Genomic DNA, 23817 nt, shown 5'->3' with positions numbered 1-23817 from the left:
TCATGGTTTGAAGAGCCCACAGTTATTCATTCCCTCAAGACTCATATTCAAACAATATGAGTATGAACCCAAAAGTAAATCAAGTGTATTCAATCCCTTCGCTTAATCCCAAAGCGGCACTTCTTTTTGCGTTCGTATCTCTTTCAAAACATTCTATTTATGCCACCCATCCCAAAAAATGTCCATTTAACGATTTGTTTGCCTTGAAGCCAAAGATCCTGTTTAGTTTGGAGGGCAATTCCTGTGCTGCTTTTACTTCTAGTTTAGAGGTATAATAGAGGTTTAGGCAGCCAGGTTTTGTTTTTAATTATTATTAGGCACTAGACGCAGAGAGAAATTAATTAGATTCCATGTACTGCTGTGTTTCCGAAGCAACTTTTACTAGGAAATATTTAGTATGATGCGTAAATATTTTTTTGCCACGGAAGCACTAAACGCACGGAAAAGGCATTTAGGTTCCGTGTACTTCTGAGTTTCCGTGGCAACCTTTACTTTGATATGTTCAACATGATGCCTAATTTTTTTGCCATGGAAGCACTAAACGCACGGAATAGGTAGGTCAAATTCCGTGTATTTCTGTGTTTCCGTGGCAACTTTTACTATGAAATATTTAGCATGATGCTTAATTTTTTTGCCGGGGAAGCACTAAACGCAGAGAAAAAGTAATTAAATTCCGTGTACTTCTGTGTTTCCGCGGCAACTTTTACTATGAAATGGTTAGCATGGAGCGTAAATATTTTTTGCCGGGGAAGCACTAAACGCAGAGAAAAAGTAATTAAATTCCGTGTAACTCTGTGTTTCCGTGGCAACTTTTACTGTGAAATGGTTAGTATGACGCATAAACATTTTTTGCCACGGAAGCACTAAACGCACGGAAAAGGTGATTTAGATTCCTTGTATTGCTGTGTTTCCGTGGCAACTTTTACTGTGAAATGGTTAGCATGGAGCATAAAATATTATTGCCACGGAAGCACTAAACGCACGGAAAAGGTAATTTAGGTTCCGTGTACTTCTGTGTTTCCGTGGCAACTTTTACTGTGATATATTCAGCATGGTGCATAGAATATTTTTGCCACGGAAGCACTAAACGCACGGAAAAGGTAGGTCAGATCCCGTGTATTTCTGTGTTTCCGTGGCAACTTTAGCATGGAGCGTAAACATTTTTTTTGCCACGGAAGCACTAAACGCACGGAAAAGGTGATTTAGGTTCCGTGTAACTCTGTGTTTCCGTGGCAAGTTTATTCTGAAATGTTAGCATGATGTATAAAAAGGTATTTGCCACGGAAGCACTAAACGCATTTAGATACAAACGATACCTGCCATTGGTAATTTGATTCAGGATCGTCTTTACTAAAGATTTCTTCGATAAGTTTTCTAGCTAGCGGTATAGGCAGGGTAAGTATTGTGGCTTTTTCTTTTTTGACATTTACCAAAACACAAAATTTTCGTTCAATTTTCCTTTACGGTTTCCCGTAAGGAAAGCCTGCGGCTGCGCTATACTTTTGATTTATAATTAACACAACAAACATATTATCCGCAAAGCAGATGGAATTAAAATTAAAGTTGGAGCAATTACACCAACGGGTGAACGGCTTAAAAGACCAGATAAATACAGAAGAAGCCACTAAGAATGCATTCGTGATGCCTTTTATCCAAATTTTAGGCTACGACATATTTAATCCTACGGAAGTAATTCCAGAACACATTTGCGATATTGGTACTAAAAAAGGAGAAAAAATCGACTACGTCATCAAGAAAAATGGCGAGCCCATTCTGATCTTCGAATGCAAGCATTGGAAGGAAAAAGCCGACGCACATAATTCACAACTCCATCGCTACTACCATGTTTCTAAAGCAAGGTTTGGCGTCTTAACCAATGGTACCATCTATAATTTTTACATGGATTTGGAAAAACCCAATATAATGGATGAGAAGCCTTTTTTTACCATTGATATTGAGGATCTTAAAGATAGTTCCATTAAAATTCTGGAAGGATTTACAAAAACAGAATATAGCCTCGAAAGTATTTTAGATTCTGCAGAAAGCCTGAAATATATTAAGGCTATTAGGAAAGAGTTTGAAAATGAAATCGAACACCCATCTGATGAATTTGTAAAATTATTGGTAAACAGATTCTTCGATAAGCCACTCACGGCAAGCAGAATGGTCACTTTTAAGGAGTATGCTAAAAAAGCACTTGTACTTTCCAAAAATGAGTCCATCAGTTCCATGTTAAAGTCTGCATTGAGCATTAATGAAACCATCGATAAAACGGAAGAAGCCAAAGTAAAGCCAATTAATGAAACGGCTGATAATAAAATCGTTACCACGGAAGAGGAAATCGAAGCTTTTCAAATTGTTAAGGCAATTCTTCGGGAACGCATTCCATCTTCCAGAATCGCCGCCAGAGATACCCAATCTTATTTTGGTGTATTGCTTGATGATAACAACAGAAAGCCAATTTGCAGGTTTCACTTTAATACAGCCAATAAATATCTCGAAACTTTTGCTAACGGTAAAGATGCCGGAGAGAAATTCCTAATTGCTTCTCCGGATGAAATTTACCAGTACAGGGGGCAACTGCACCAAACGCTCGATCAGTATCAATAGAGGCGTGCTTTAAACCTATAATCCTGGCGATAAAGGCAAATCTGTTCGTTCTATGTACCAGTTATTAGCTTTAATCCTTTAAGCAGCAAGAGCATACTATAAATTTTATTTCAAAGAGATATCAAATCGCTTATGAAAATGCATGATCAATTAACAATAACATATTCTTTTATGGTACACATTTATTAAGAAAATGAAAACAAAAGGTTCTCAATTTTGGGCTATTGGAGCATTGCTCATAGCCTTATTATCCCTTACTTTCTTTACGGGCTGCCGCGATAAAGATTCAGACGGTGATGGCGTGCTTGATGAAAAAGACAACTGTAAGGATGTAAAAGGCCCTAAGCCTGAAGGTTGCCCATTGCCACCAAAAATTGGACAGGTTAACCTCTATCTCGAAACCTCTGCAAGTATGGGTGGATATTTTGCAGGATCTGCAGAATTTAAGCAAATTGTTTCTGATCTAGCGGTGAAGATTGATAAGGAGATCTCTCCCGTGAAGATCCACTTCATCTCAGACAGCATCAGAACTTACCCATTTGAAGCGACGAAATTTAGCAGTGATATTGCAACCACTAAAATTGCTCTCAGTAATAGTTCAGAGCTGCATCACATCTTTAATGATATTGCTAAAGCCACAAAAGATGGCGATATCTCCATCTTCGTTTCCGATTGTATCTTATCTTTTCCAAATGCAGCGGTAAAAGCCAATGCAGAAGTGAATAGGCAAGCGGCATCAGGGACACTAAAAAATAATGTTTATGCAACATTCATTGATTTAAAGGGCCGAAAACAGGCAGCCAGTTTATATGCCTTTAGTTCTTCCTTTTTTGGAAAATATTATGACTATCAGAATGTTAAAACTTTAGTTAAAGGTACAGTAAGACCTTTCTATGTGTGGGTAATTGCTAAAAATAACGTTTTGCCCGTGTTTGATGCCAAACTCGCCAATATTCCAAATTTTAAGCCTGAGCAGGAAATTCATTTTGGATTGCTTGATCAAAAAATTAGTAACTATCATATCCTAACCCAGTTGGGCATGAAAGGTGACTATAAACTGATTAAGGCAGGAAAAGTAAGTGATTCGGGAATAGAAGATGTAGAATTAGAAAAAAATCAGACCATCGAATTTTCTGCTGTGGTAGATTTAAATTCCCTGCCACCATATGCTAAAAAGTTAAGTTACCTCCAAGAGCATTTAAAAGTCGAAGCCATTGGCTGTAGCGCCAATGTTGATATTTCGGAGCGTTTGCCCGTTGTTACGTTAAAAAGCAAAAATCAAATCGCTCATTATGAAAGGGCAAGTCACGTGATAAAAGTAAATATCACACAGCTTCGTCTAGATCAGGCAACGCTTAATCTGCGTGTACCCTTAATATATGATTCCTGGTACCAGGCCTGGTCAACCATGAACGATAAGGACGTTAAAAAATTAGGAAAAAAAACATTTGCTTTCGAACACCTAGTCAATGGCGTAATGGAGGCATACAATAACGAAGGTAAAAACCTTGTTGATCTAAAATTTCAAATTAACAAATAACAGCAATGATTTTAACTATTTTCTCAGGGCTTTATGAGCTCATTGCGGGTGCCAACCCTGCAGTTCCAGAATATGATGAAGAAGTTTACCAAACCGTTGGGCAGATTACATTAATAGTAGTTTCAGCCGTGGTTCTTCTCTTTTATTTATGCTTAGGCCGATGGAAACCTATTTTTCACAAATTCGGGCACTGGATATTTACACTCCTCTTGACTATGTGTACAGCCTTTGCAATTGCCTACGTTTCTGCTAGAGATATTATTGGCGAAATAGACAGCTACATGTATCGCTTTTGTTTAATGAACGCAGTATTCGCTGCAATTATATTCATCATACTATCTGTAGTCATTAAGCCAATGTCTGTTTTTTCCAAAAGAACTCCCTTTTAATTTTTAGATATGATAAGAAACACATTTATATTCGGAATAGGTGGTACAGGTGCAAGGGTAGTACGGGCACTCACCATGCTTTTAGCTGCAGGTTCCAAACTAAACGATACGAATAAGGTAATCCCGGTGATTATAGACGTAGACGCGAAGAATGCAGATACCACCAGAACGCTTAAAGCACTTGAAGCCTATAAGTTGATTCGTAAAACAGCTTATTCACCACAACGCAGTGCTGATGGATCAGACCTTTCCAACGGCTTTTTCAATACCAATTTAAATACATTAAGTTCATTACAAGCGGAAGGGGCAGAGAAAATTAACGATTCCTTTCAGTTGAAATTTGATAACCTGGAAACTTCGTTTATTAAATATGTTGATCCTAATGAAGAACTGGTGAGTGATGTAACCATGGATATGCTGCGGGCACTCTATGATGATACCCCATCTGATCATCCACGTTATGAAAATACAGAACTTAACCTCCGCCTTGATGAAGGCTTTAAAGGAAATCCAAATATTGGATGTGTGGTTTTTAATGGGTTATCCTCCCTTAAAGAATATCAGTTTGTGGCAAAAAGCATCAATCCTCAGGATCGGATATTTATCGTCAGCTCCATCTTTGGAGGTACAGGATCTTCAGGTTTCCCCCAACTGATTAAGTTAATTAAGGGTGATGATCGGCTTCGGAATATTAAACTAGGTGCCCTAACCGTAATGCCTTATTATAAAATTGAAGCGAAGAAAAAGGCTGGTGGCGATGGGAAAATCAGTTCAGAAAGCTTTGATGCCAAAACAGAGGCCGCCTTAAGTTATTATGCCAAGCACATGGCGGGGCAACTTAATGCACTATACCATGTATGGGATAAGCCAACCAAACAATATGAATATCATGCAGGTGGAGATCAACAGCTAGATCCGGCACATTTGGTAGAGATGATCGGGGCAACGGCTATTATTGATTTCATCAACAAACCAGATGAAACACTTGCACTGAATGGTGTAACCAAATATTTCGATTATGGTATTATTCAGGATAGTGCTACTGTGGATTTCAGGCATTTCTATAATTGGTCTGGCCAACAGGTAATGAAGCCTTTGGCACATTTTGCCTATGCCATGAAAATTTATCTGGATAGTATCCCTCAACTGCAAGGTGAGGTATTTTATAAAGATTTGTTGAAAGATCATATTCATACCGATTTATTTTATCAAACCCTTTCTTCCTTTTTAGGTACCCATTTTAAGGGATGGCTGAACGAAATGGCATTAAACGAACGCAGTTTTCAACCTGTACAACTTGATGAAACATTGAATGGATTTATAACTGGGAAGCCAATTCCAATTAAAAAGATTCTGGGTATTGTGCGTGATGGAGGTTTAAGTCAATCATTCATTAGCGAAAAAATGGGAAAAATGGAAGATGAGCTTAGAAAAACCATCCCTGACCCTGAAAAAGAACGAAGATTTTTACAATTACTAAACCAAATCGCAGCAGAATGCTATAGTGTTTTAGGTGCCTTACCAACCATGACTGAATAAAAAGGATATGCCATATACATTTAGAAAATACAGCGGCTATAATGCCAACGAAATTAAATGCTGGTCGCCAACCGGGTTGATCAGAGTAGATAATTTTGAAATAAGCGATACACAGTCTAAACGCGGTGCATCCAAAATCGGAACTTCAATTCCATCGCCCATGGCCAGGATGGAACTTTTTGATACGGCCTTTCAAATGGTTTCATCAGACAGCCAGAGGAATGGGCTAGATGGTTCTTCTGTATATCACCAATTGGTTTCAGATTGTTTGGACATGATTCAATTGCTATTTAATACCAATTCATCTGATATTGGCACGGGCAAAAAAATATGGTTTAAAGAATGGCGGGTGCAGGAAAGCTTAAACCGCCTAAAAAGTAAACCTACAGATCATCCTCACCAGCTATTAGGTAAAGCCTTTTCACTAATATTTGATGCGCAAGCTACACCCTCTGGCTTTTCCGGAACGGAAAGCATTTACCTCATCTATTACGAAAACAGGTTAATGGGTGGAACTTCTCCGCTAACCTTATTTTTTACCTCGCCCAACTGGGATCGTTACATTGCCGATAAACAAATTGCCAATGTACCGAAGGGGAGTGATGGCGTTCCATTCTTTGGAGATAAACACCGTGCACTTTTTGAACGCGACCGTTCTTTTGTAGAATACCTTTATAAATTATTATTGAGTAACCCGGCAGGATTTGCCCATTGTGTTGGCCTCAGACAATACATTAACAAAACCATTGAACGCTATTTTCCTGATTTTACACATCAATTTGCAGATTGGGGCCCAAATGGAACAAAAAAACTGGGAGATGAATATTCTCCATTTAAAACTGATATCGGGTCTAAACTGCTCAAAGTAAACGAGATTTTCTTCTACCATCAAAGTGAAGAAGTAAAACGCAGAAAAATTAAAAACGTAAGCGATTTCGTGATCCAGGCTTCTAACCAAAAATATGCCTTGCAACGAGATAAAGATGGAAACCAGATCCATGTAGAAGCACCACTGGTATTGGTAGAAGGCATGAACTTTCCTGGCGATTACATGGAAGAGCATGCTGCCTGGGATGCAACAACCAGAATTAATTATTTCCTCCAGCAACATACCCCGCTATTTGAACGCAGATTGCCCCAAGGTGATTCACTTACCGTTACTTATCCATTCCTGACCACAGGAGATTTTCTGGAGGACTATTTAATGGAAATGCCTTTTAAGATTAACCGGAATAAGTTTTTTACTGGCGTTGGGGGCGATTTTAAATTTCTGCTACCTGTTAAAAAGGAATATTTTAATTTCTTCGATTTTGAAGATTTGAAACGTAATCTGGAGATTAAAGCAAGCCCCGGCCAGGTTGTAGTCACCTTAAAAGTACCGATTAAAAACAAGAAAGGCGTTAGGGAAATTACTTTTACCAAAACCTATTCAGAAAATCAGATTAAAATGTGCAAGGCTGATATTGGGATCTTTCCTTTTTACAAGATCAGCGAAAAAGATCCAGCATATAACTACCTGAATGACTTTACCATACTCCTGGCAGAAAAAAATGATGAACTTCAACTAGAATCTTTAAATTTCTACAACTATGATCATCTGGTATGCGCTGATAATAGTCAGCCAGAGCACCTGAAAGCCACCGTTATTGAACGCACTACAGCTGCGGATATAGATGGAGCTGCATTAACAGAATCGAGGTTTTATAAGTTAAAAGAATCTTTTGATTACATGGAGCTGCGATACCAGGATAATGGGCTTGATGTTACTGGAATTGTTATTCCAAACTTTGAAGGAAGAGTATTTAATAAACTTAACCTAAATAAAGCCATTACTTTTGCGATTGATTTTGGCACCTCCAATACGCACATCGCATTCAAAGAAAAGAGTTCACCACTACCTCTACCTTTTGAAATTGATGAGGCCGATCAACAAATGGTCATGCTCAATGAGCCTTTGGCATCTGCAGATTTAGGGAATAGATTTGATCATTTTGGACAACTTACGGCACTCCAACTAACAGTGAATAGAGAGTTCATGCCGAGAGTGATCAAATCAAAAGGACATTCTACCGTTTCTTTCCCTTTTAAAACAGCTACCTGCGAAGTTTCTACATTCAATAATATGGATAAACAAGCTGCAGCGCTTTTCGGGCACATCAACATTGGATTTAATATTGAGCGGGAAGAAAACACAAACAATAGTGCTGTATATACCACCAATTTAAAGTGGCTACTGGAAAACAACATTGAGGTAAGTAAAATGATTGCGAATAAAGCCAGGGTAACGCTGTTTTTGAAGCAACTTATGCTACATATCCGAACAAAAGCCATTCTAAATTTCTGCAAACCCGAACAGCTTGATGTGCTTTGGTCTATTCCATCTTCAATGGATCGTAAAACCCGTACCGAACTCACCAAAATTATACAAGAAGCCTACCTGTCTGTGTTTCCAAATGCCGATCAGAAAAAGATTGATACGATAAATGAGCCCATAAAAGAATCTGTTGCGCCATATTTCTTTCTCACTAAAAATGGTAGTGGCATCCAGGACGGCGCAAATGTAGTGAACGTAGATATTGGTGGAGGCACAACAGATATCATGATGTTTATGGAGTCTACCGCTAAGCGATATGATAAGTATCTGGCCAGCTCTTTTCGCTTTGCTGGAAATGATATTTGGGGAAGCGGCTACAAGGGAAACCTTAAGGATAATGGATTTATCCGCAATTATCAAACCTTTCAAAAAGAAAATAATATTGAAACCAAGGATAACAAATACCTGTTAAATGCGCAAAGAGATAACAATTTGAGTTCTGACGATCTGATTAGCTTGCTTTTTAGGTATGATAAAAGCTTTGGCTTCAGTGAATCCATCACCAATGGCAATCCGAATTTATCTATCGTGTTATATTTACATTATAGCGCAATTATCTACCACATTTGCCAGATTATTGAAACCAAAAAATACCCTTTGCCACAGTATTTATCCTTTACGGGTAAAGGTAGCCAATACCTTAAATTACTCTGTAATGGAAGTGAGAAGGAGCTTAACAATTTCACTAAATTGCTATTTGAAGCTTACAGCAGCCAGAGCATACCGGCTTCATTTCAGGTTCATGTAAACGAAGACCCTAAGGTAATTACAGCCAACGGTACAATAGAATACTTTGGCGCCGATCTTCAGGATCAGTTTTTAGAAATCTCAAGAGATGCAGATTTTTCTGTAACGGACAGTGACCCAAGAAAAAAATACCAGGAATTTGTACTGTCTGGAGATTTGCAAACAGGCAGTGCAGCTGGCATTGCTAACACCATCAGCGATACCCTTGAGTTGGATAATGCAGTCAATATTGGCGTATTGAAAAATGTAAATGAATTTATAGAACGCACGCTCGCCAATAAAAAGATTGTAGACTTCCTGAGCGATTTCAAAATTACAAATTCCAAAATAGTTTATAATGAGCTGAAATGGAATGGCGGTGTGTTTGATGGTGAAGGACTAGTTTACGATAGTTACAGGAAGATGCTTAAAGACCTGCACAAGCTGGATCATGAGCAACCGCTTCCTGAATCGCTGTTCTTCTATGCATTTAAAGATACCCTTTACCGTTTGTCTAAATCTATCACGCAATCCAATCCATCTTAACTTATGTATAAAAAAATAGTATTGCTCCTGGTCTTTTTGGTTGCTATTTCAATTCAAGGCCAAAGTCAGCCTCTTGCCCGTAGGGTAACCGAAGCAAAGATGAAAGTAATGGAAGCTTCACTGGCATTTCTAACATTGGATAGTGCCGACGGGAAACCTATAAAACAGCGTATCTGTGATTCCTGTAAAGATTATGCTTCATTAAAAAAGTTCGTCAGTATTAATAAAATTAGGGAGGGTAATAGTTTGATAAGCCTATGGAAATCATGGAAAATAGATACATTGGATGAAGCTAAAGCAAATACTGATTTATCTTTATTTGCATCTAAAGTAGATTCTTCCATAACTACTGGCAATCATGAAGAAAGGAAACAAATAAGAGGATATGAAGAATATCATGAACAAATTATTACTTTAAAGATTAAACCTAATGTAGCTTCTCAAAATTCTTCTACAGAAATTTCAACCGTCAACAGTTTAAAAAATGATTTTCAAGCTGATGCAGAAACGCCTTCTAAAAGCGGCTCTTGGTTTTATAGTGCGAACATGCTCTACGGAGCATTAGGTATAATCGTTCTTTTACTGGCCTTCATACTATTTAGAAACAATAATGATCAACAAAAAGGTGGTAAACTTTTAAAAGATCTTAAACGCATCAGGGAAGAAAGAGATCAGCTTCGGCATGAAATTGAAAACCTGAGAAATGCGCTAAATGAGGTCAAAGCTTTAAGAGAAGAAGATAAATTTGAGCTTGATAAGTTAAGAGAAGAATTGAGTTCAGCCACATTAAAACAAAAAGCAGAAGAAGAAGAAGAAGAAGCCAGTAATACGGTGGTTTGGGATAAACCAGAGGCACCACAAAAAATACAGGAAACATTTTACAGCCGTTATGCAGATCTGGTTGATGGTTTTTCTGCTTCAGAATTACTCACCAAGGAAGGTAATGATACCGTTTTCGAGATTACCATCCTCTCACCCAATAAGGCGAGTTTTAAAGTAAGCAGCAACCCGGCAGCACAGAAATATGCGTTAAGTAATGCTGATTATTTTCTAGAACCAACCTGCCATTATGATACACTGCCCTCTGGCACCATCATTAACGAATCACCAGGTTCATTAACCTTAATAGGCGGAAAGTGGGAAATTAAGGAACAGGCAAAAATCTCATTCAGATAAGTTAAAATGGAAGAACTTAGCGCATTTAAGAAGACCATCAGGAACCTATTAGTTGAAAAAATTGGCATCCTGTCTGATTCAGATCAAACCCATTTAAAAAAACAGGCACAAACGCTTGGTTTGGATAACCGTCAGTTCAGTTCTTTATTACAGGAAATTCATCTAAGTATCAACTGGGATGCTTTGAGGGATGAGCGACAAGGAAGGGATCGGGTGGTAAGGCCGATTCATATTTTTGGAATAGAAGTAATGAGCCTGGAAAAGCTGGGCGAAGTACTCTATAAAAATAGGGTTAAAGCCTTAAAATACCTGGAAGATGCAGTGTTTCTTAAAGAGAATGTAACCTACCTCAGTCATCAGAATGTTGACCTGGCCATGGAGATGATGGATCTCCATACCGGAGAGCGGAATAGCGAAAAACGTTTTCTCAAAATATGTTATCAGTTAAATGCAGAACTGCCATTTAAAGTAGGAGAGGAGTCTTTCTCTACTGTTAAGGAACTTCTGGATCGTGGTTGGATGGGCCACGACTTTTTTAGTGAGCTTTATAATAAATTTGCTGTCGGGCACCTGCAAATCTGGATCCATCGCCGCTTTAATGATCTCCTTACCATATTACCTGCGGGCGAGTCCTTTCAGGATTTTCTTTATTTTGTATATACAATTGAGCCGGATTATCCTTTTTATGTAGAAAACGAACTTTTCTTACAGCCAGGAGATTTAGTGACAAGGGCAAGAAGAGATGCCAGCTTTTGGTTACCACTTTTAGCTACTTTTGATCATGGTTTATTAGGCATATGGCTCGAAAGAAAAGGGATGGGTGAAATCATTTCTAAGTTTAAAAAGTACGCAACAGAACTCCGGGCAGTAGAAAAGAAAAGTGAAGACCTTTCCCGAAATCTGGTACAAAAACTGCTTGAAGTGTTGGCGCCAGAAATGGAAGTTCCTGATTTATCAGCTGCTGTAGAAGAACTTTCATTTATTAATATTCAGGATAAACCACTTTTTCACCCAATTGTCGTCCACCTACACAACAAAGGATTTGTACGTGCAAAAGTTGGTTTTGATCATGAGACTCGCGGAGTCTGGATTTCTCCCAATAGTTTGACTTTGTCTGATCTTGAAGGAAAGGATTCCGTTACATTCATTTTAAATGTAGATCCTTCAAAGCTGATCAAAGATCATTTATATACACTTTCGCTGAAAATCCAAACCGATTACCAATCCATCTATATTCCGGTTGCCCTTAAAACCGTGTTCCCAATGCGGGGATTTATGCTTTGCCTGTTAAGATACAGTGGTTTGGGTGCAATATTTCTATGCATCATTAGGTTGCTAACTGCGGCAGCCAATAGCGGGAATAGCTGGCTTAAACCACAGTTGGTTTGGAATAACATCAGTGCGCAGGTTCCCTCCAATCACCTGATTTATATCTTAATATTTATCATAGCCATTTTGGTTCCGTTACTGGCATGGCCGAGAATTAAAAAAATAGAGCAAATATGAAACCACCAGTAAGACCATTTATCGTACCTGAAAGTACAAAAGACAAACATGCATGGAAATATATAATCGCAGGTATGCTCTTACTTATTTTTCATAATTTCTTCGGTGCGCTAGCGTATAATGCCTTTGTATTGATTGATCATGCTTTTAGTCTGTTAGGTGCAAATTCTCCGGTATTTATATGGAGCCTTTTTGGATTGCTGATTGGCGCTGTGTTTGGAACGGTAGTGGCTACAAAAAAGTTCAAGCTTGATAAAAAGATAAGTCTTTTTGGAGGTATTCCTATAGCGATTTTAATTGTTGGACTTTTACTTGCATCCGGACCATATGGACAGATGAGCCAGAGAACAGAGGAACTTTTAGCTAAGGAAGAAAACAACAATCAGCTGGTAGATTCAAGTCAGTTGAGTGCTGATGCTAAAACTCAGATTCAACCTAAAAAACGATCACAGCTACTGAATAAGAAAGTTGAGTGGAAAGCTGAGCAAAATCTTCCAAAGCCTGAAAGCTGTGAGAAAAAATTGACTGGAGTTAGTGTTACGGTCAGATCAGATAGTGTGAGGCTTTTCTTCCGTACCACTCAAGAAAACGGTGGCGAATGGAGCCGTTGGGAATCTATATTTATTCCCCAGCCTGGTCAGTATGCGCTATCAGGATCTGGCGGCAAGGTGATTGCTAATGGAATCCAATATTTCTATGAGGCCAAACAAGTAGCCACAAGATCTTCCAGCGATCCTTTTAGCAGATCACTCTGCAATGGACCGCTCACCATTGATACTTATTAATTGAATTAAAAAAATGAATAAATAATAACTAAAAATATATGTCTAAATATATACTTCTCGCTTTTTTTTTAGCCTTATGTGCAGGTACATTACAAGCGCAAAACCAATGGAAGCCAAAGGGTACGCTCTATTCTGATAAAAATATCCATGTTGAAATCGAATACCTGCTATCTCTTGATGGCTGTACAGGTCAATCATCCTATTTCAGGTACAGGATAACCCGGATCAAACCCATAAGGGATTATTATATCAATTGGAGATTTGATTTTTTTAATTGCGATAATGAATTAAAAACCCAGATTAATAGCCTACATATCTTCAAAAAAACCAAAGCAGGCGTCATCACGCCAATAGAAAATTCTTTTACGTCTAAGAAAATGTCTAATTATTTTAATGAAGTAAGGGTAGCTGATGATTTACCAGATATCGGATCATACCAACCTAAGGCAGCATTTTCTATGGAGCCTATTGCGATTAATGGCAAAAAAGATATTCAAAGTGGGGACTCCACCATCTTAATCTTAAAAGGAGGGTACTTGAGGCCCGGTGCAAGTTGGATGTGGTATGATGGAGCGTGTGATGGAACGTTATTAGGCAAAGGCACAAGCATTAAACTTTCGCCTGACCGAACGACTACTGTATTTGTTCGTGCATCAGATACTAATCCTGCTTCCTGTATTTCTACGGAGATCAAGGTGAAACAAGGAAGCTTGGCAGCAAAAACCATTTTAGGGAGAAATATCATATGCGAAGGCGAACAAAATATTACTTTGAGTGTAAGTGGTGGCAAACTGTTTGGTCAGGCTAAATGGGTTTGGTATGTAGGCAGTTGCGTTGGAAATAAAATTGGTGAAGGATCATCCATAAATGTTTCGCCAGAAAGAACAACCACTTATTTTGTCCGTGCAGAAAATGGTAATGATCAAACCGTTTGTCAGTCTTTTCAAATCGTGGTTAACAATAAATCTAACATTCCTAATGGTATAGAAGGTACTCAAAGTATTAGCTATGGTGCTGAAAGTGTTTTAAAAATTGGGGGTGGCTACCTGGCACCCGGTGCGCAATGGGTTTGGTATAAGGGAAGCAAACCGGCCTTACAGCAAGTGGGGATAGGAGCAACACTTTCAACCGGACGATTATATGCAGATGAAGTTTTCTCTGTAAGGGCCGAAGGAGATTGTAACCAGACCGAATTTATTTCCAGGACAATCTCCGTAAGTAATAAGCCTTATCAAGACCCCATAAATAGATCTGGCAAAACAAGTTTTATTGTGAACGGCGGAGTTATTTTTACGGAACCTTCAAATGTGGGGAAAACAGATAACTATAAAATCACCATTGGTAGCGGAGGCCGAATAGGCTGGTTTGCAAGCATAAAGCTAACCAGCAAAAACAATACGACTGCAGCATTCCAAACCAATGATGTCAACTTAACGGATTATAATGTGACTGGTTATTACAGCTATAATGGTGAAATCGTTAATAAAAGATCGGCCTACACAGCAGGCATCTTTTTGGGTGGATATAAAGTTTCAGCTTATCTGGGCGGGGGCTATGGTACCAGGACATTATTGTGGGGAATTGATCAGTATCAATATGGCGATAATGGTTCTTATGACAAAAGTTACGCATCTCATACGGGCGAAAGTTATAAAGGAGCGGAGTTAGAGCTTGGACTAATGCTTCGCCTGGGGTTCTTTAACCTGATGGGTGGAGCAAGTAGTTTACAATTTAAGTATACAGATTTTAATATCGGGGTTGGATTCAATTTATAAATAATGAAAATACAAAATATAATATATGTTATCATCCTGGCTATTGGTTTAATGTCTGGCTGTGAAAAAGGAATGGTTGTACCTGTCGGGAAAAGTAGTATGATCACTGTTGCTAAACCAATTGCATCATCTGTTACGCAAGTAAGTGCCATGATCAATACAAATATTGATGGCGGTCAAAGTAACGATGTAATCGAAAAAGGAATCTGCTGGGGAACAACTATTAATCCAACCACTTCATCTTCCAATCGTGGTACGGGTGATGGAACGGGATCAATATCCGAAACAATTACCGGGCTAATACCAGGAACGAATTACTATTTGCGGGCTTATTTTCAAACCAGGTACGAGATTGTGTACAGTGAAAATATCCAGTTTAAAACTATTAATTATCAATTGGCGACAGTTGTAACCAATAGTGTTAGTAATGTTACGCTAACTGGGGCGCTAGGAAGTGGAAACATAGTTTCAGCTGGTGGCGGATTTGTAAGTACCCGTGGTTTATGTTGGAGTACCAGTACTTCTCCAACCATACTAAATAACAAAATTGCTTCAGGAAGTGGAACAGGTTTTTTTAATGGAGATATTTCCTCGCTCAACCCAGGAACAACCTACTATGTCAGAGCATATGCTACTAATCAGGCTGGAACGGCTTATGGCGAACAAATTATTTTCACTACCACTCCAGTAAAACTGGCTACAGTAAGTACGGTTTCCATAAATTCGATTAGCAGAAATGCTGCAAGTATTTCTGCAACAGTAACTGCAGATGGCGGCGGAGCAATTTCATCAAAAGGTTTATGTTATTCGGCAAGTACATCCTTACCCACAATTTTTTCTAACAGTTATACCAATAACGGTTCGGGAATAGGCGCTGCGGGCGGTACACTTATCGGATTAGCTAGTGGCACAACCTATTATGTTCGTGCCTATGCAATAAATTCGGCGGGTACATCCTATGGAACAGTTACTTCATTCAGAACAACTTTATAAACATAAGAAGGTTCACATATTCGCATAATTTACCAACGCTCTAAGCAAGCTGCCTGTAGAGTTGGTGATTTTTGAATTAAACTAGACTCAATTCTTCATTGTAAATTAATCCGTTGAATGGTTTGGTTAAATGGAAGCATCCTTCTCTGCAATTAATCTCCTGATGCGGCCGAATCTTTTTTCAAGCTTAACCGATTTTTCTTCAGGCAGCGGCACATTTATCAATTTACCACCGCGTAGCGTGGCACCAATTACAATGCCTCCGGAGATCAAAACGAAATTTTTAATAATGTATTGGCCCAGTAGCGTTGGAACAAGTAAAGAGTGATGAAATGTTTCATGCGGAAAGAAAACGAGTGGTAAAAAGGTGCCAGCCATTTGCATGTACAACAAGATTAAGGTAAGCCTAAGCCAGGCTTTGGTGATTAACCCAAGGCCAATTAAACATTCCCAAATAGCTAAAATAGGCATTGAAAAAGCGGGTTTAACTATGCCAAAGGTTAATTTTAAAATGGTACGACCAGCAATTTCTTCGGCAGAACTTAAACCCGGGAAAAACTTAAGTACACCAAACCAAACGAATATAATGCCAAGGCAAATGCGTAAAATATTCATGCCATTTCTTGCCTTCCAGGCAACAATTCTCTTCTCTGATATTCTTCCGATGCTGAACATAATGCCTGATTTAGGTATTTAAAGATATACGCAAATAAAGATGTGGTAGTTTAGTCCTGAAAGTTGTGATCAACCTTTAATGGCCTATAAAAAAAGCGCCTGGTATTTTAGTCATACCAGGCGCTTTTTTGTGTTTATAAAAATGCTGTTTTTATGGAATCAACTTCCCTTGGCGAAGTTGATCAAATAACTCAAAAAAGGTTTCTTCTGTATCTTGAAAAACGTTAAAACCTAATTTTCTGCTCTTTGCCATGTTGGTCATTACTTCAATAGGTCTACCTAGGTCAAGATCTGTGTGCCATGCACTGGCCAGTCTGTTTAGTGAGTTTTCCTGAAGTCTATATTTTTGTGCAATCTCTAACCAAAGATCAGTGTCATTTTCCATTTCTTTTTCCAGTGGATGAATTTCTCCTTCAAAACCAATGGCCTCCACCTCAAAATAATCCGCTATTTTATGCCATAACCTGCTCCAGCGGAAAACATCACCATTTACTACATTGAATGCTTCATTTTTCGCAGCTTCGGTAGTTGATGCCCAGATTAAATGTTCGGCAAGAATGCGTGCGTCAGTTACATCAGATAGGCCATTCCATTGTGCAGCAGAACCCGGCCAGGTAAATTTCCGCCCTGTCTCTTTGCAAATAGTGGCATAAGTAGCCAGCGTTGTACCCATGTTCATTGCGTTTCCAACAGTCTTTCCAATTACGGTATGTGGTCTGTGGATGCTCCAGCTATAACCATCCCGTGTTGCTGCAGCATAAACCTCGTCTTCCTGAGCATAATAGAAATTTTCAATATTCAATCGCGGATGTTCTTCTCTCAGAGGTGTTTCCGGTAGAAAACCTTTAGCTGCATAAGCCTCAAACGGACCTAAATAATGTTTTAATCCTGTAACCAATGCTACATGTTGTACCGATTTTTTTTCTGATAAAACATCCAGAATGTTGCGCACCATTAATCCGTTTACACGAATGTTTTCTGCTTCGGTATCATTCCGCATCCAGGTGGTAATATAAATATGGGTTGGCTTGATATCTTTCAGCGCAGTTTTAAGGCTATTAAGATCCAATAAATCTGCAGCAACGGGCTCCAGGTTTTCAATATTAGTATTTGGCTTGCGGGCAAGGCCGTAAGTTTTCCAACCGTTGGAAATGAGTTTTTCAGCTAGATTGCTTCCTGTGATGCCGCTTGCGCCGACTACTAGGGCTATGTTTTCCATTTAAGTAATTTTAAAAATTCATTAATTTTTAAGATCAATTCATCGTTTGATGAAAGTTCTTCAGTTACATACAAATTTATACTTACTCGCGTTTTTAAGTGTTGACCTGCATCAAATAATACACTTGATTTGCATCAAGAGTTTTTCTAAAGAACATAGGATTTTGTGCTGATGAAAATTATCTTTGTAATCATTATCCCACCTATGTTCGATATACTTTTTAGTCATATTCAGGAAAAAGTTTCGCTTACTACTACTGATAAAGCTACTATACCCAGTTTTTTCATTCCAAAGAAACTTAAAAGGCGGCAGTATCTTTTGGAAGAAGGTGAAGTTTGTAAATCCCTTGCCTTTGTAACTAAAGGTTTGCTAAGAACCTACAATGTTGATGGAAAAGGGAATGAACATATGAATGTTTTTGGATGGGAAGGATGGTGGATCTCAGATTTTAATAGTTTTTTATCAGAAGAGCCAGCATTGTTTAATATTGATGCCATAGAAGATTGCGAATTGCTTTTACTTTCTAAAGCAGATTACGAGGCACTCACATTAGCTGTGCCTGTAATGGATCGATATTTTCGAATTCTTTACCAAAATAGTATTGTTACTAAAGAACGCCGTTTGATGAGTTCAGTAACCCACACGGCCGAAGAAAAATATCTGGAATTGATAGAATCAAATGCGCAAATTTCAGAACGACTTTCTCAAAACCTCATTGCATCTTACCTGGGCATTGCCCCTGAAACACTCAGCCGAATTAAAAAAAATCTTTCTTCCAGAAGGTAAATGGTTACCTATGCCAGTAAAGGAGGAAAGTAAAAAAGATATCTCGTTAATTGAGATACCAGTTACTCTTTCATTAACTTACTTACATGGCTTTCATCGGTAAGACCAAACGCTGCTGCAATTTCCTTTAACCTAAATTTTCCGGTAGCCAGGCGTTGTTTAATTAATTGGTTTCGATAGGCCTTAATGTATTCGCGAAGGGTAGACCCGGTATTTTTTTTAAAATAAGGGCCGATGTAATCTTTTGTGAGTTTAAATTGCTCAGCCATTATTTCTGCCTTAAGTTTCTCTGGCTGGTAGATATTTTTATGAATATAACAAAACACAGCCTGAAGGTCTGCCTTTCGGTATGCTGTTGATTTGATTTCAGGCATATTTCGCTGTAAAATATGAGCAATGGAAAGGGCCTGCATCCAGATCAGTTGCTCATTCCTTAGCAAATCTTCTTTTAACGATATGATGACATCAAAAAGTATATTGATACTTAACTGATCCTGTTGGTCAAAAACAAAAGCAGATAAATGGGTCTCGCGGCTTTTTATCAGGTATTCTAAATGACGGATGCCCGAATGATCAGAATTTCCATCCTGATAAAGATACAGATCGATAAATTTCAGGTAGATAAAACGTGTTTTTTTCTCAATTACAAAGGAATGCGCCTCCTCAGGTCCGATTAGAAAAACTTCGCCACCCTTGTAACCTATCTCGACCGAATTGATAAAATGGTAGCCAGATCCATGCTTAATGTAAATTAATTCGTAATGGTTATGCTGATGAGTAGGGTGTACCCATTCGGCTACTTCAAAATCAGAAATTTTAAGGGGTTCGAACTGTTTGTAACGCTTAATCATAGATAAGTACAAACTTATCATAGATTGATACATAAAGTCAAATTATTTTTCAGCAGAACTTTGATTTGTCGCACAAGCCGACCTTAATTAAATAATTATTATATATGAAACAAGAAAATATGGCACTCGTGGTGGGTGCAAATGGTGTTATCGGCAGCAACCTCATTTCGCATCTGGAAAGTTTGGAAGATTGGAAAATTATCGGACTATCCCGGCGGGGAGGGAAAAGTAATGCTAAAACCACTTATCTGTCCGTAAATCTTTTAGATGCAGATGATTGTAAGGAAAGGCTAAAAGATCTAACAACCATCACCCATATCTTTTATGCAGCATATCAGCATCAGGATACTTGGTCAGAACTAGTTGCGCCAAACTTAGCCATGCTCAAAAATGTGGTAACCGTAATTGAAAATGTTGCAGATCATTTAAAGCATATTAGCTTAATGCAGGGATATAAGGTTTACGGGGCACATTTAGGCCCTTTTAAAACGCCAGCTAAAGAAACAGATGGTGGCCACATGCCACCCGAATTTAATGTAAATCAGCAATTATTTTTAGAAAAACAGCAAATTGGGAAAAGCTGGTCGTGGTCTGCCTTGCGTCCTTCGGTAGTGGGCGGTACGGCAATTGGCAATCCGATGAATTTAGTATTGGCCATAGCCGTTTATGCAACGATCTCGAAAACACTCGGGCTTCCGCTTCGCTTTCCTGGAAAACCAGGTGCATATGATAAGCTGATGGATATTACAGATGCCGGACTGCTGGCGAAAGCAACCGTGTGGGCGGCAACGGATCCGCTATGTGCTAATCAGGCTTTTAACATTACCAATGGTGACCTTTTCAGATGGAATGATTTATGGCCAAAAATTGCCCGTTATTTTGAAATGGAAGTAGCCCCGCCATTAAACATGCCACTGCAAACTGTTATGGCAGATAAAGCTGAACTATGGGAAACCATTCAGGAAAAAAATAACCTGGAAAAGCATGCTTATGATCAGGTTTCATCATGGGCATTTAGCGATTTTGTATTTTCATGGGATTATGATTTTTTCTCAGATGGAAACAAAGCAAGGATTCTTGGTTTTCATCAATTTATGGATACTGAACAAATGTTTTATAAACTATTTGATGAGTTAAGGGCAAAGAAAATAATTCCATGATCGGTATGGATAATCATCCTGCAACTTGAAGAATAAATCAGTTTCACTAAACTTTGAAGAAGAAGAATAGCTAAAAAAGGTTTCGAAAACAATCGCTTTCCAAAGCGGGTTAATTTAATATGGAGATTAAAAAACGAACAGTTGTAATTACTGGTGCTTCGAGCGGAGCTGGTAGGGCTATCGCGCTACAATTTGCCCGCAAGGGAGATCGGTTATTTCTCGCTTCGAGAAATTTATTGGTTTTAGAGGAAGTAGCCGACGAATGTAGAATCTTTGGGGCGGAAGTTAAATACCGTGAAATAGATGTAACTGATTATCATGCCATGCTAAATCTTGCAGCAGCTGCTGATGAATTTGGGGCTGGCATTGATGTTTGGGTGAATAATGCTGGCGTACTTGCCGTTGGAGCTTTTGATGAAACGCCAATGGAGGTTTCCGCACAAGTGCTAAAAACCAATTTACTTGGTTACATGCATGGTGCACATGCTGTGATGCCGTATTTTAAAAAACAGGGTAAGGGCATCCTGATTAATAATATATCTATTGGGGGTTTTTTAGCAGTGCCAATGGGTGCGGCCTATTCTGCCAGTAAATTTGGCCTAAGGGGTTTCGGCCAGGCATTGAAAGCAGAGCTTGCCGATTATCCAAACATTTTTGTATGTGATGCATTTCCCGCTTTCTTAGATAGCCCAGGAATCCAACATGCTGCTAATTATACCGGTAAACACCTCAAGCCAGCGCCTCCGGTTTATGATCCTGAGCGACTTGCCCTGGCCATTGTAGACTTAGCTGATCATCCTAAAAAAGAAAAAATGATGGGTAGTGTTTCTGTTTTACTCAGATTTTCTGCTGGTTTGTTTCCAACACTTACCCAACTTATTGCTGGTACGGTAATTAAAGGTTATTTAAAAAGAGCAGATCCGATTCCAACAACGAATGGAAATATTTTTACCCCTGTTGCCTATGGTAATGCCGTTCATGGGGGCTGGGGTATTCCAGGTAAACCGAAAGCACACCGAAAATATATTGCAGGCGTTGCCGCTTCTTTAGCGGTACTTGCATTGGTAAAAGTGTTTGGTAAGTAATTTAAACGGCAAATAAAAAGCGGCATTTCGAAATGAAATGTCGCTTCTATATCAATTTTCAAGTTTTGGATAAAAATTATTCTTCTGCAGCTTCAGCATTTATTGAACTTACTGCAATCTGAGTAAGGGCTACATCGGTTTCTTTTTCATTTTCCAACGTTTGATTAAGCAAATCTGCTACCTCTTGATGGCCCATGTTTTCTGCGAAAACCTTCAGCGTTCCGTAGGTTGCTATTTCATAATGTTCTACTTTTTGAGCTGCCAAAATTAATCCGGCATCGCGGATCATTGTTCCCTTATCCGTATCTGCAATAATGCCATCTGCCTCTTCTAAAAGTCCGGCCATTGCATCACATTTTTTGGCAGAAGCTTTCTCACCTAATAAGTCAAATACTTGTTCCAGCGTTTCAATATGCTGTTGCGTTTCTTGTGTATGTTTCTCAAATGCAGCAGCAAGTTCTTCGCTGGTTGCCGCTTTTTTCATTTTTGGAAGCGCCTTTACCAAATGTTTCTCTGCCCAATAAATATCCTTTAATTCATCAACAAAAAATTCATGAAATTCTGAATCTTCCATTTTGCCTGTTTTAGTAGTTGCGTTTTTACTTGTTGATGCTTTACTGGCTGGGGCTGTTTTACTTGTGGTTGCTTTTTTAGCAGTTGTTTTTGTCGTTGCCATAGTTTTTTATATAGTATGATGTGTGAATAGAACCCTGCCTGTTGGAATAAGGTTTTGGCTATTTTAATCTTATTTTAATTCCAGTACTTCATATAGGTATTAATTGTACACCAATAATTATTTACTATTTATTAAAGTAGTTGCTGGAACTGGCAGGCCCTCTTAAAAATGTTAAACTTTTAAATTCTAAACCTTGTTTTCTAAATACACAACTTAAAACAATTAAGAATGGAAACAAAAGAGGACTATAATCCAATTCCAGAACAGCGGAAAGGAAGCAAGATCGATGCGGTAGAAAGCCGTACTTTTGGAACAATAAGTGAGGCCGCAACGTTTTTCGCAATAGCTTGTAAGCGGTTATTAAGTATTAACAAATGGGGAGATTTATCTGGCTTATCAGATTTTCAGCTTTTCGATGAGCATGGTGTATCTGTACATAGAGAGGGTGCGCAAGGCGATTACATTAGAATTGATATTCCAGGTCCTGGCCCAACAGCCGGAGATGGTTTCGACTGGGTAAGAATTGAAGAAATTGTACAGGTAAATAATGGTGAAGAGGAGCTTGTATCCATTCGGGTTCGTCCAAGTGCAAAGCCTTTAGCTGAAGAAGATTCTCCTGCACACTTTCTACAGGCAGATGCTACATCAACCTTTATTGTGCGCCGCGAACAACGGGTGGTCAGCGCAGAAGAGCATGGCAGAAATGAACAGGCAAATACAGACACTGAAAGTCTTTTAGATAATGGGCGAAACCTACTGGTAGGAGGTGTCGCCAAACTAGGGTTGTCTTATCCACAATGGAAGCTTCTGGTAAAAGGAATAATGGCTTCTGAATAAAAAAAAGTGATATGTTGACTGAAATTTAAATGATTGAGCTCATTATCAATCATTTAAATTTGAAATTCAATTAAAAATGGTGTTTAAAAAGCTATTTATCGATATAATTTTTTAAATAACGTGATTTTATGTGTTAGTAACTCTTGATTTTAATAAAGATCGTAACATTTTTATTTTCGAGGGTTCTTTTTATACCTATTTATTTAAAACAGAATAATATGAAAAAGCTAAGTTTAATTGCGCTCAGCGTAATCGCCCTGTCGTTTACGGCATGTTCAGGAAAAAATGCAGATGGTTCGAGCACGGATAGTGATACTACCACCATGCAGACAGATACAACAATTACTAGTGACACTACTCAAATGGATAGCACCACTACTGCTACACCAATGTAGAATTCAAAGAGGAGGATAGAGGAAAGAGGTCGTATCTTAAATTTGAAATGTCATATTTGGTATGATGCACAAGGAGATATTTGCCACGGAAGCACTGAACGCACGGAAAAGGTAAGTTGGATTTTGTGTACTTCTGTGTTTCCGCGGCAACCTTTACTATCAAATGGCTAGCAT

General features: G+C 38.6%; 19 protein-coding genes. 15 read left to right on the top strand and 4 right to left on the bottom strand.

Going from position 1 to position 23817, the window contains the following annotated elements; genetic code table 11:
- Positions 1-1545: 1545 nt before the first annotated feature.
- The 10 genes from SOM16_RS10685 to SOM16_RS10640 all read left to right on the top strand — a co-directional run bounded on the left by SOM16_RS10685 (position 1546) and on the right by SOM16_RS10640 (position 15959).
- Positions 1546-2610, top strand: coding sequence for a type I restriction endonuclease (locus tag SOM16_RS10685; protein ID WP_320463996.1), 1065 nt, complete (start codon positions 1546-1548; stop codon positions 2608-2610).
- Positions 2611-2803: 193 nt separating this feature from the next.
- On the top strand, positions 2804-4150 hold the full coding sequence (locus tag SOM16_RS10680; protein ID WP_320463995.1) for a hypothetical protein: 1347 nt from the start codon (positions 2804-2806) through the stop codon (positions 4148-4150).
- A 5-nt stretch (positions 4151-4155) separates the two neighbouring features.
- A complete protein-coding gene (locus tag SOM16_RS10675; protein ID WP_320463994.1) occupies positions 4156-4539 on the top strand; it encodes a hypothetical protein in 384 nt (127 codons plus the stop codon).
- Positions 4540-4548: 9 nt separating this feature from the next.
- Entirely contained in the window at positions 4549-6078 is a 1530-nt protein-coding gene (locus SOM16_RS10670; RefSeq protein WP_320463993.1) for a tubulin-like doman-containing protein, read from the top strand.
- A gap of 7 nt (positions 6079-6085) precedes the next feature.
- On the top strand, positions 6086-9724 hold the full coding sequence (locus SOM16_RS10665; RefSeq protein WP_320463992.1) for a hypothetical protein: 3639 nt from the start codon (positions 6086-6088) through the stop codon (positions 9722-9724).
- A 3-nt stretch (positions 9725-9727) separates the two neighbouring features.
- Positions 9728-10900, top strand: a complete 1173-nt coding sequence (locus tag SOM16_RS10660; RefSeq protein WP_320463991.1) for a hypothetical protein — start codon at positions 9728-9730, stop codon at positions 10898-10900.
- Positions 10901-10906: 6 nt separating this feature from the next.
- Entirely contained in the window at positions 10907-12406 is a 1500-nt protein-coding gene (locus tag SOM16_RS10655; RefSeq protein WP_320463990.1) for a hypothetical protein, read from the top strand.
- Positions 12403-13191 carry a hypothetical protein gene (locus SOM16_RS10650; RefSeq protein ID WP_320463989.1) on the top strand — a complete coding sequence of 263 codons (789 nt, stop codon included), beginning with the start codon at positions 12403-12405 and terminating at the stop codon, positions 13189-13191. The genes SOM16_RS10655 and SOM16_RS10650 overlap by 4 nt, the downstream gene beginning before the upstream one ends.
- Before the next feature lie 38 nt (positions 13192-13229).
- Positions 13230-14966 carry a hypothetical protein gene (locus SOM16_RS10645; RefSeq protein WP_320463988.1) on the top strand — a complete coding sequence of 579 codons (1737 nt, stop codon included), beginning with the start codon at positions 13230-13232 and terminating at the stop codon, positions 14964-14966.
- A 3-nt stretch (positions 14967-14969) separates the two neighbouring features.
- Complete coding sequence (locus SOM16_RS10640; RefSeq protein WP_320463987.1) at positions 14970-15959, top strand: hypothetical protein; 990 nt, start codon at positions 14970-14972, stop codon at positions 15957-15959.
- Positions 15960-16085: 126 nt separating this feature from the next.
- On the opposite strand, the gene SOM16_RS10635 is transcribed toward SOM16_RS10640, so the two are convergent.
- Entirely contained in the window at positions 16086-16634 is a 549-nt protein-coding gene (locus SOM16_RS10635; protein WP_320463986.1) for a DoxX family membrane protein, read from the bottom strand.
- Positions 16635-16785: 151 nt separating this feature from the next.
- Positions 16786-17853 carry an SDR family oxidoreductase gene (locus SOM16_RS10630; RefSeq protein WP_320463985.1) on the bottom strand — a complete coding sequence of 356 codons (1068 nt, stop codon included), beginning with the start codon at positions 17851-17853 and terminating at the stop codon, positions 16786-16788.
- Between the two features lie 171 nt (positions 17854-18024).
- Between SOM16_RS10630 and SOM16_RS10625 the strand changes: the two genes are divergently transcribed.
- Positions 18025-18639, top strand: coding sequence for a Crp/Fnr family transcriptional regulator (locus SOM16_RS10625; RefSeq protein WP_320463984.1), 615 nt, complete (start codon positions 18025-18027; stop codon positions 18637-18639).
- Positions 18640-18701: 62 nt separating this feature from the next.
- On the opposite strand, the gene SOM16_RS10620 is transcribed toward SOM16_RS10625, so the two are convergent.
- Positions 18702-19490: an AraC family transcriptional regulator gene (locus SOM16_RS10620; RefSeq protein ID WP_320463983.1), complete on the bottom strand. Its 789-nt coding sequence runs from the start codon at positions 19488-19490 to the stop codon at positions 18702-18704.
- A 104-nt stretch (positions 19491-19594) separates the two neighbouring features.
- On the opposite strand from SOM16_RS10620, the gene SOM16_RS10615 reads away from it, so the two are divergent.
- Together SOM16_RS10615 and SOM16_RS10610 are read left to right on the top strand one after the other, a co-directional pair.
- Positions 19595-20650, top strand: coding sequence for an SDR family oxidoreductase (locus SOM16_RS10615; protein ID WP_320463982.1), 1056 nt, complete (start codon positions 19595-19597; stop codon positions 20648-20650).
- Between the two features lie 119 nt (positions 20651-20769).
- A complete protein-coding gene (locus tag SOM16_RS10610; protein WP_320463981.1) occupies positions 20770-21735 on the top strand; it encodes an SDR family oxidoreductase in 966 nt (321 codons plus the stop codon).
- 76 nt (positions 21736-21811) lie between these two features.
- Here SOM16_RS10610 and SOM16_RS10605 read toward each other — a convergent pair whose 3' ends face one another.
- Positions 21812-22411, bottom strand: a complete 600-nt coding sequence (locus SOM16_RS10605; RefSeq protein ID WP_320463980.1) for a ferritin-like domain-containing protein — start codon at positions 22409-22411, stop codon at positions 21812-21814.
- 228 nt (positions 22412-22639) lie between these two features.
- Between SOM16_RS10605 and SOM16_RS10600 the strand changes: the two genes are divergently transcribed.
- On the top strand, positions 22640-23248 hold the full coding sequence (locus SOM16_RS10600) for a hypothetical protein (protein WP_320463979.1): 609 nt from the start codon (positions 22640-22642) through the stop codon (positions 23246-23248).
- Between the two features lie 218 nt (positions 23249-23466).
- Positions 23467-23643: a hypothetical protein gene (locus tag SOM16_RS10595; protein WP_320463978.1), complete on the top strand. Its 177-nt coding sequence runs from the start codon at positions 23467-23469 to the stop codon at positions 23641-23643.
- Positions 23644-23817: the final 174 nt, after the last annotated feature.

Source organism: Pedobacter sp. CFBP9032, from assembly GCF_034045265.1.
Lineage (GTDB): Bacteria > Bacteroidota > Bacteroidia > Sphingobacteriales > Sphingobacteriaceae > Pedobacter.
The sequence above is the reverse complement of the archived record's forward strand: the minus strand, read 5'-3'. Positions and strand labels throughout refer to the sequence as shown.

Bases quoted from the DNA above. Each gene is read 5' to 3' on its own strand.
- SOM16_RS10685 (WP_320463996.1), top strand. From the start codon at position 1,546: ATGGAATTAAAATTAAAGTTGGAGCAATTACACCAACGGGTGAACGGC.
- SOM16_RS10680 (WP_320463995.1), top strand. From the start codon at position 2,804: ATGAAAACAAAAGGTTCTCAATTTTGGGCTATTGGAGCATTGCTCATA.
- SOM16_RS10675 (WP_320463994.1), top strand. From the start codon at position 4,156: ATGATTTTAACTATTTTCTCAGGGCTTTATGAGCTCATTGCGGGTGCC.
- SOM16_RS10670 (WP_320463993.1), top strand. From the start codon at position 4,549: ATGATAAGAAACACATTTATATTCGGAATAGGTGGTACAGGTGCAAGG.
- SOM16_RS10665 (WP_320463992.1), top strand. From the start codon at position 6,086: ATGCCATATACATTTAGAAAATACAGCGGCTATAATGCCAACGAAATT.
- SOM16_RS10660 (WP_320463991.1), top strand. From the start codon at position 9,728: ATGTATAAAAAAATAGTATTGCTCCTGGTCTTTTTGGTTGCTATTTCA.
- SOM16_RS10655 (WP_320463990.1), top strand. From the start codon at position 10,907: ATGGAAGAACTTAGCGCATTTAAGAAGACCATCAGGAACCTATTAGTT.
- SOM16_RS10650 (WP_320463989.1), top strand. From the start codon at position 12,403: ATGAAACCACCAGTAAGACCATTTATCGTACCTGAAAGTACAAAAGAC.
- SOM16_RS10645 (WP_320463988.1), top strand. From the start codon at position 13,230: ATGTCTAAATATATACTTCTCGCTTTTTTTTTAGCCTTATGTGCAGGT.
- SOM16_RS10640 (WP_320463987.1), top strand. From the start codon at position 14,970: ATGAAAATACAAAATATAATATATGTTATCATCCTGGCTATTGGTTTA.
- SOM16_RS10635 (WP_320463986.1), bottom strand. From the start codon at position 16,634: ATGTTCAGCATCGGAAGAATATCAGAGAAGAGAATTGTTGCCTGGAAG.
- SOM16_RS10630 (WP_320463985.1), bottom strand. From the start codon at position 17,853: ATGGAAAACATAGCCCTAGTAGTCGGCGCAAGCGGCATCACAGGAAGC.
- SOM16_RS10625 (WP_320463984.1), top strand. From the start codon at position 18,025: ATGAAAATTATCTTTGTAATCATTATCCCACCTATGTTCGATATACTT.
- SOM16_RS10620 (WP_320463983.1), bottom strand. From the start codon at position 19,490: ATGATTAAGCGTTACAAACAGTTCGAACCCCTTAAAATTTCTGATTTT.
- SOM16_RS10615 (WP_320463982.1), top strand. From the start codon at position 19,595: ATGAAACAAGAAAATATGGCACTCGTGGTGGGTGCAAATGGTGTTATC.
- SOM16_RS10610 (WP_320463981.1), top strand. From the start codon at position 20,770: ATGGAGATTAAAAAACGAACAGTTGTAATTACTGGTGCTTCGAGCGGA.
- SOM16_RS10605 (WP_320463980.1), bottom strand. From the start codon at position 22,411: ATGGCAACGACAAAAACAACTGCTAAAAAAGCAACCACAAGTAAAACA.
- SOM16_RS10600 (WP_320463979.1), top strand. From the start codon at position 22,640: ATGGAAACAAAAGAGGACTATAATCCAATTCCAGAACAGCGGAAAGGA.
- SOM16_RS10595 (WP_320463978.1), top strand. From the start codon at position 23,467: ATGAAAAAGCTAAGTTTAATTGCGCTCAGCGTAATCGCCCTGTCGTTT.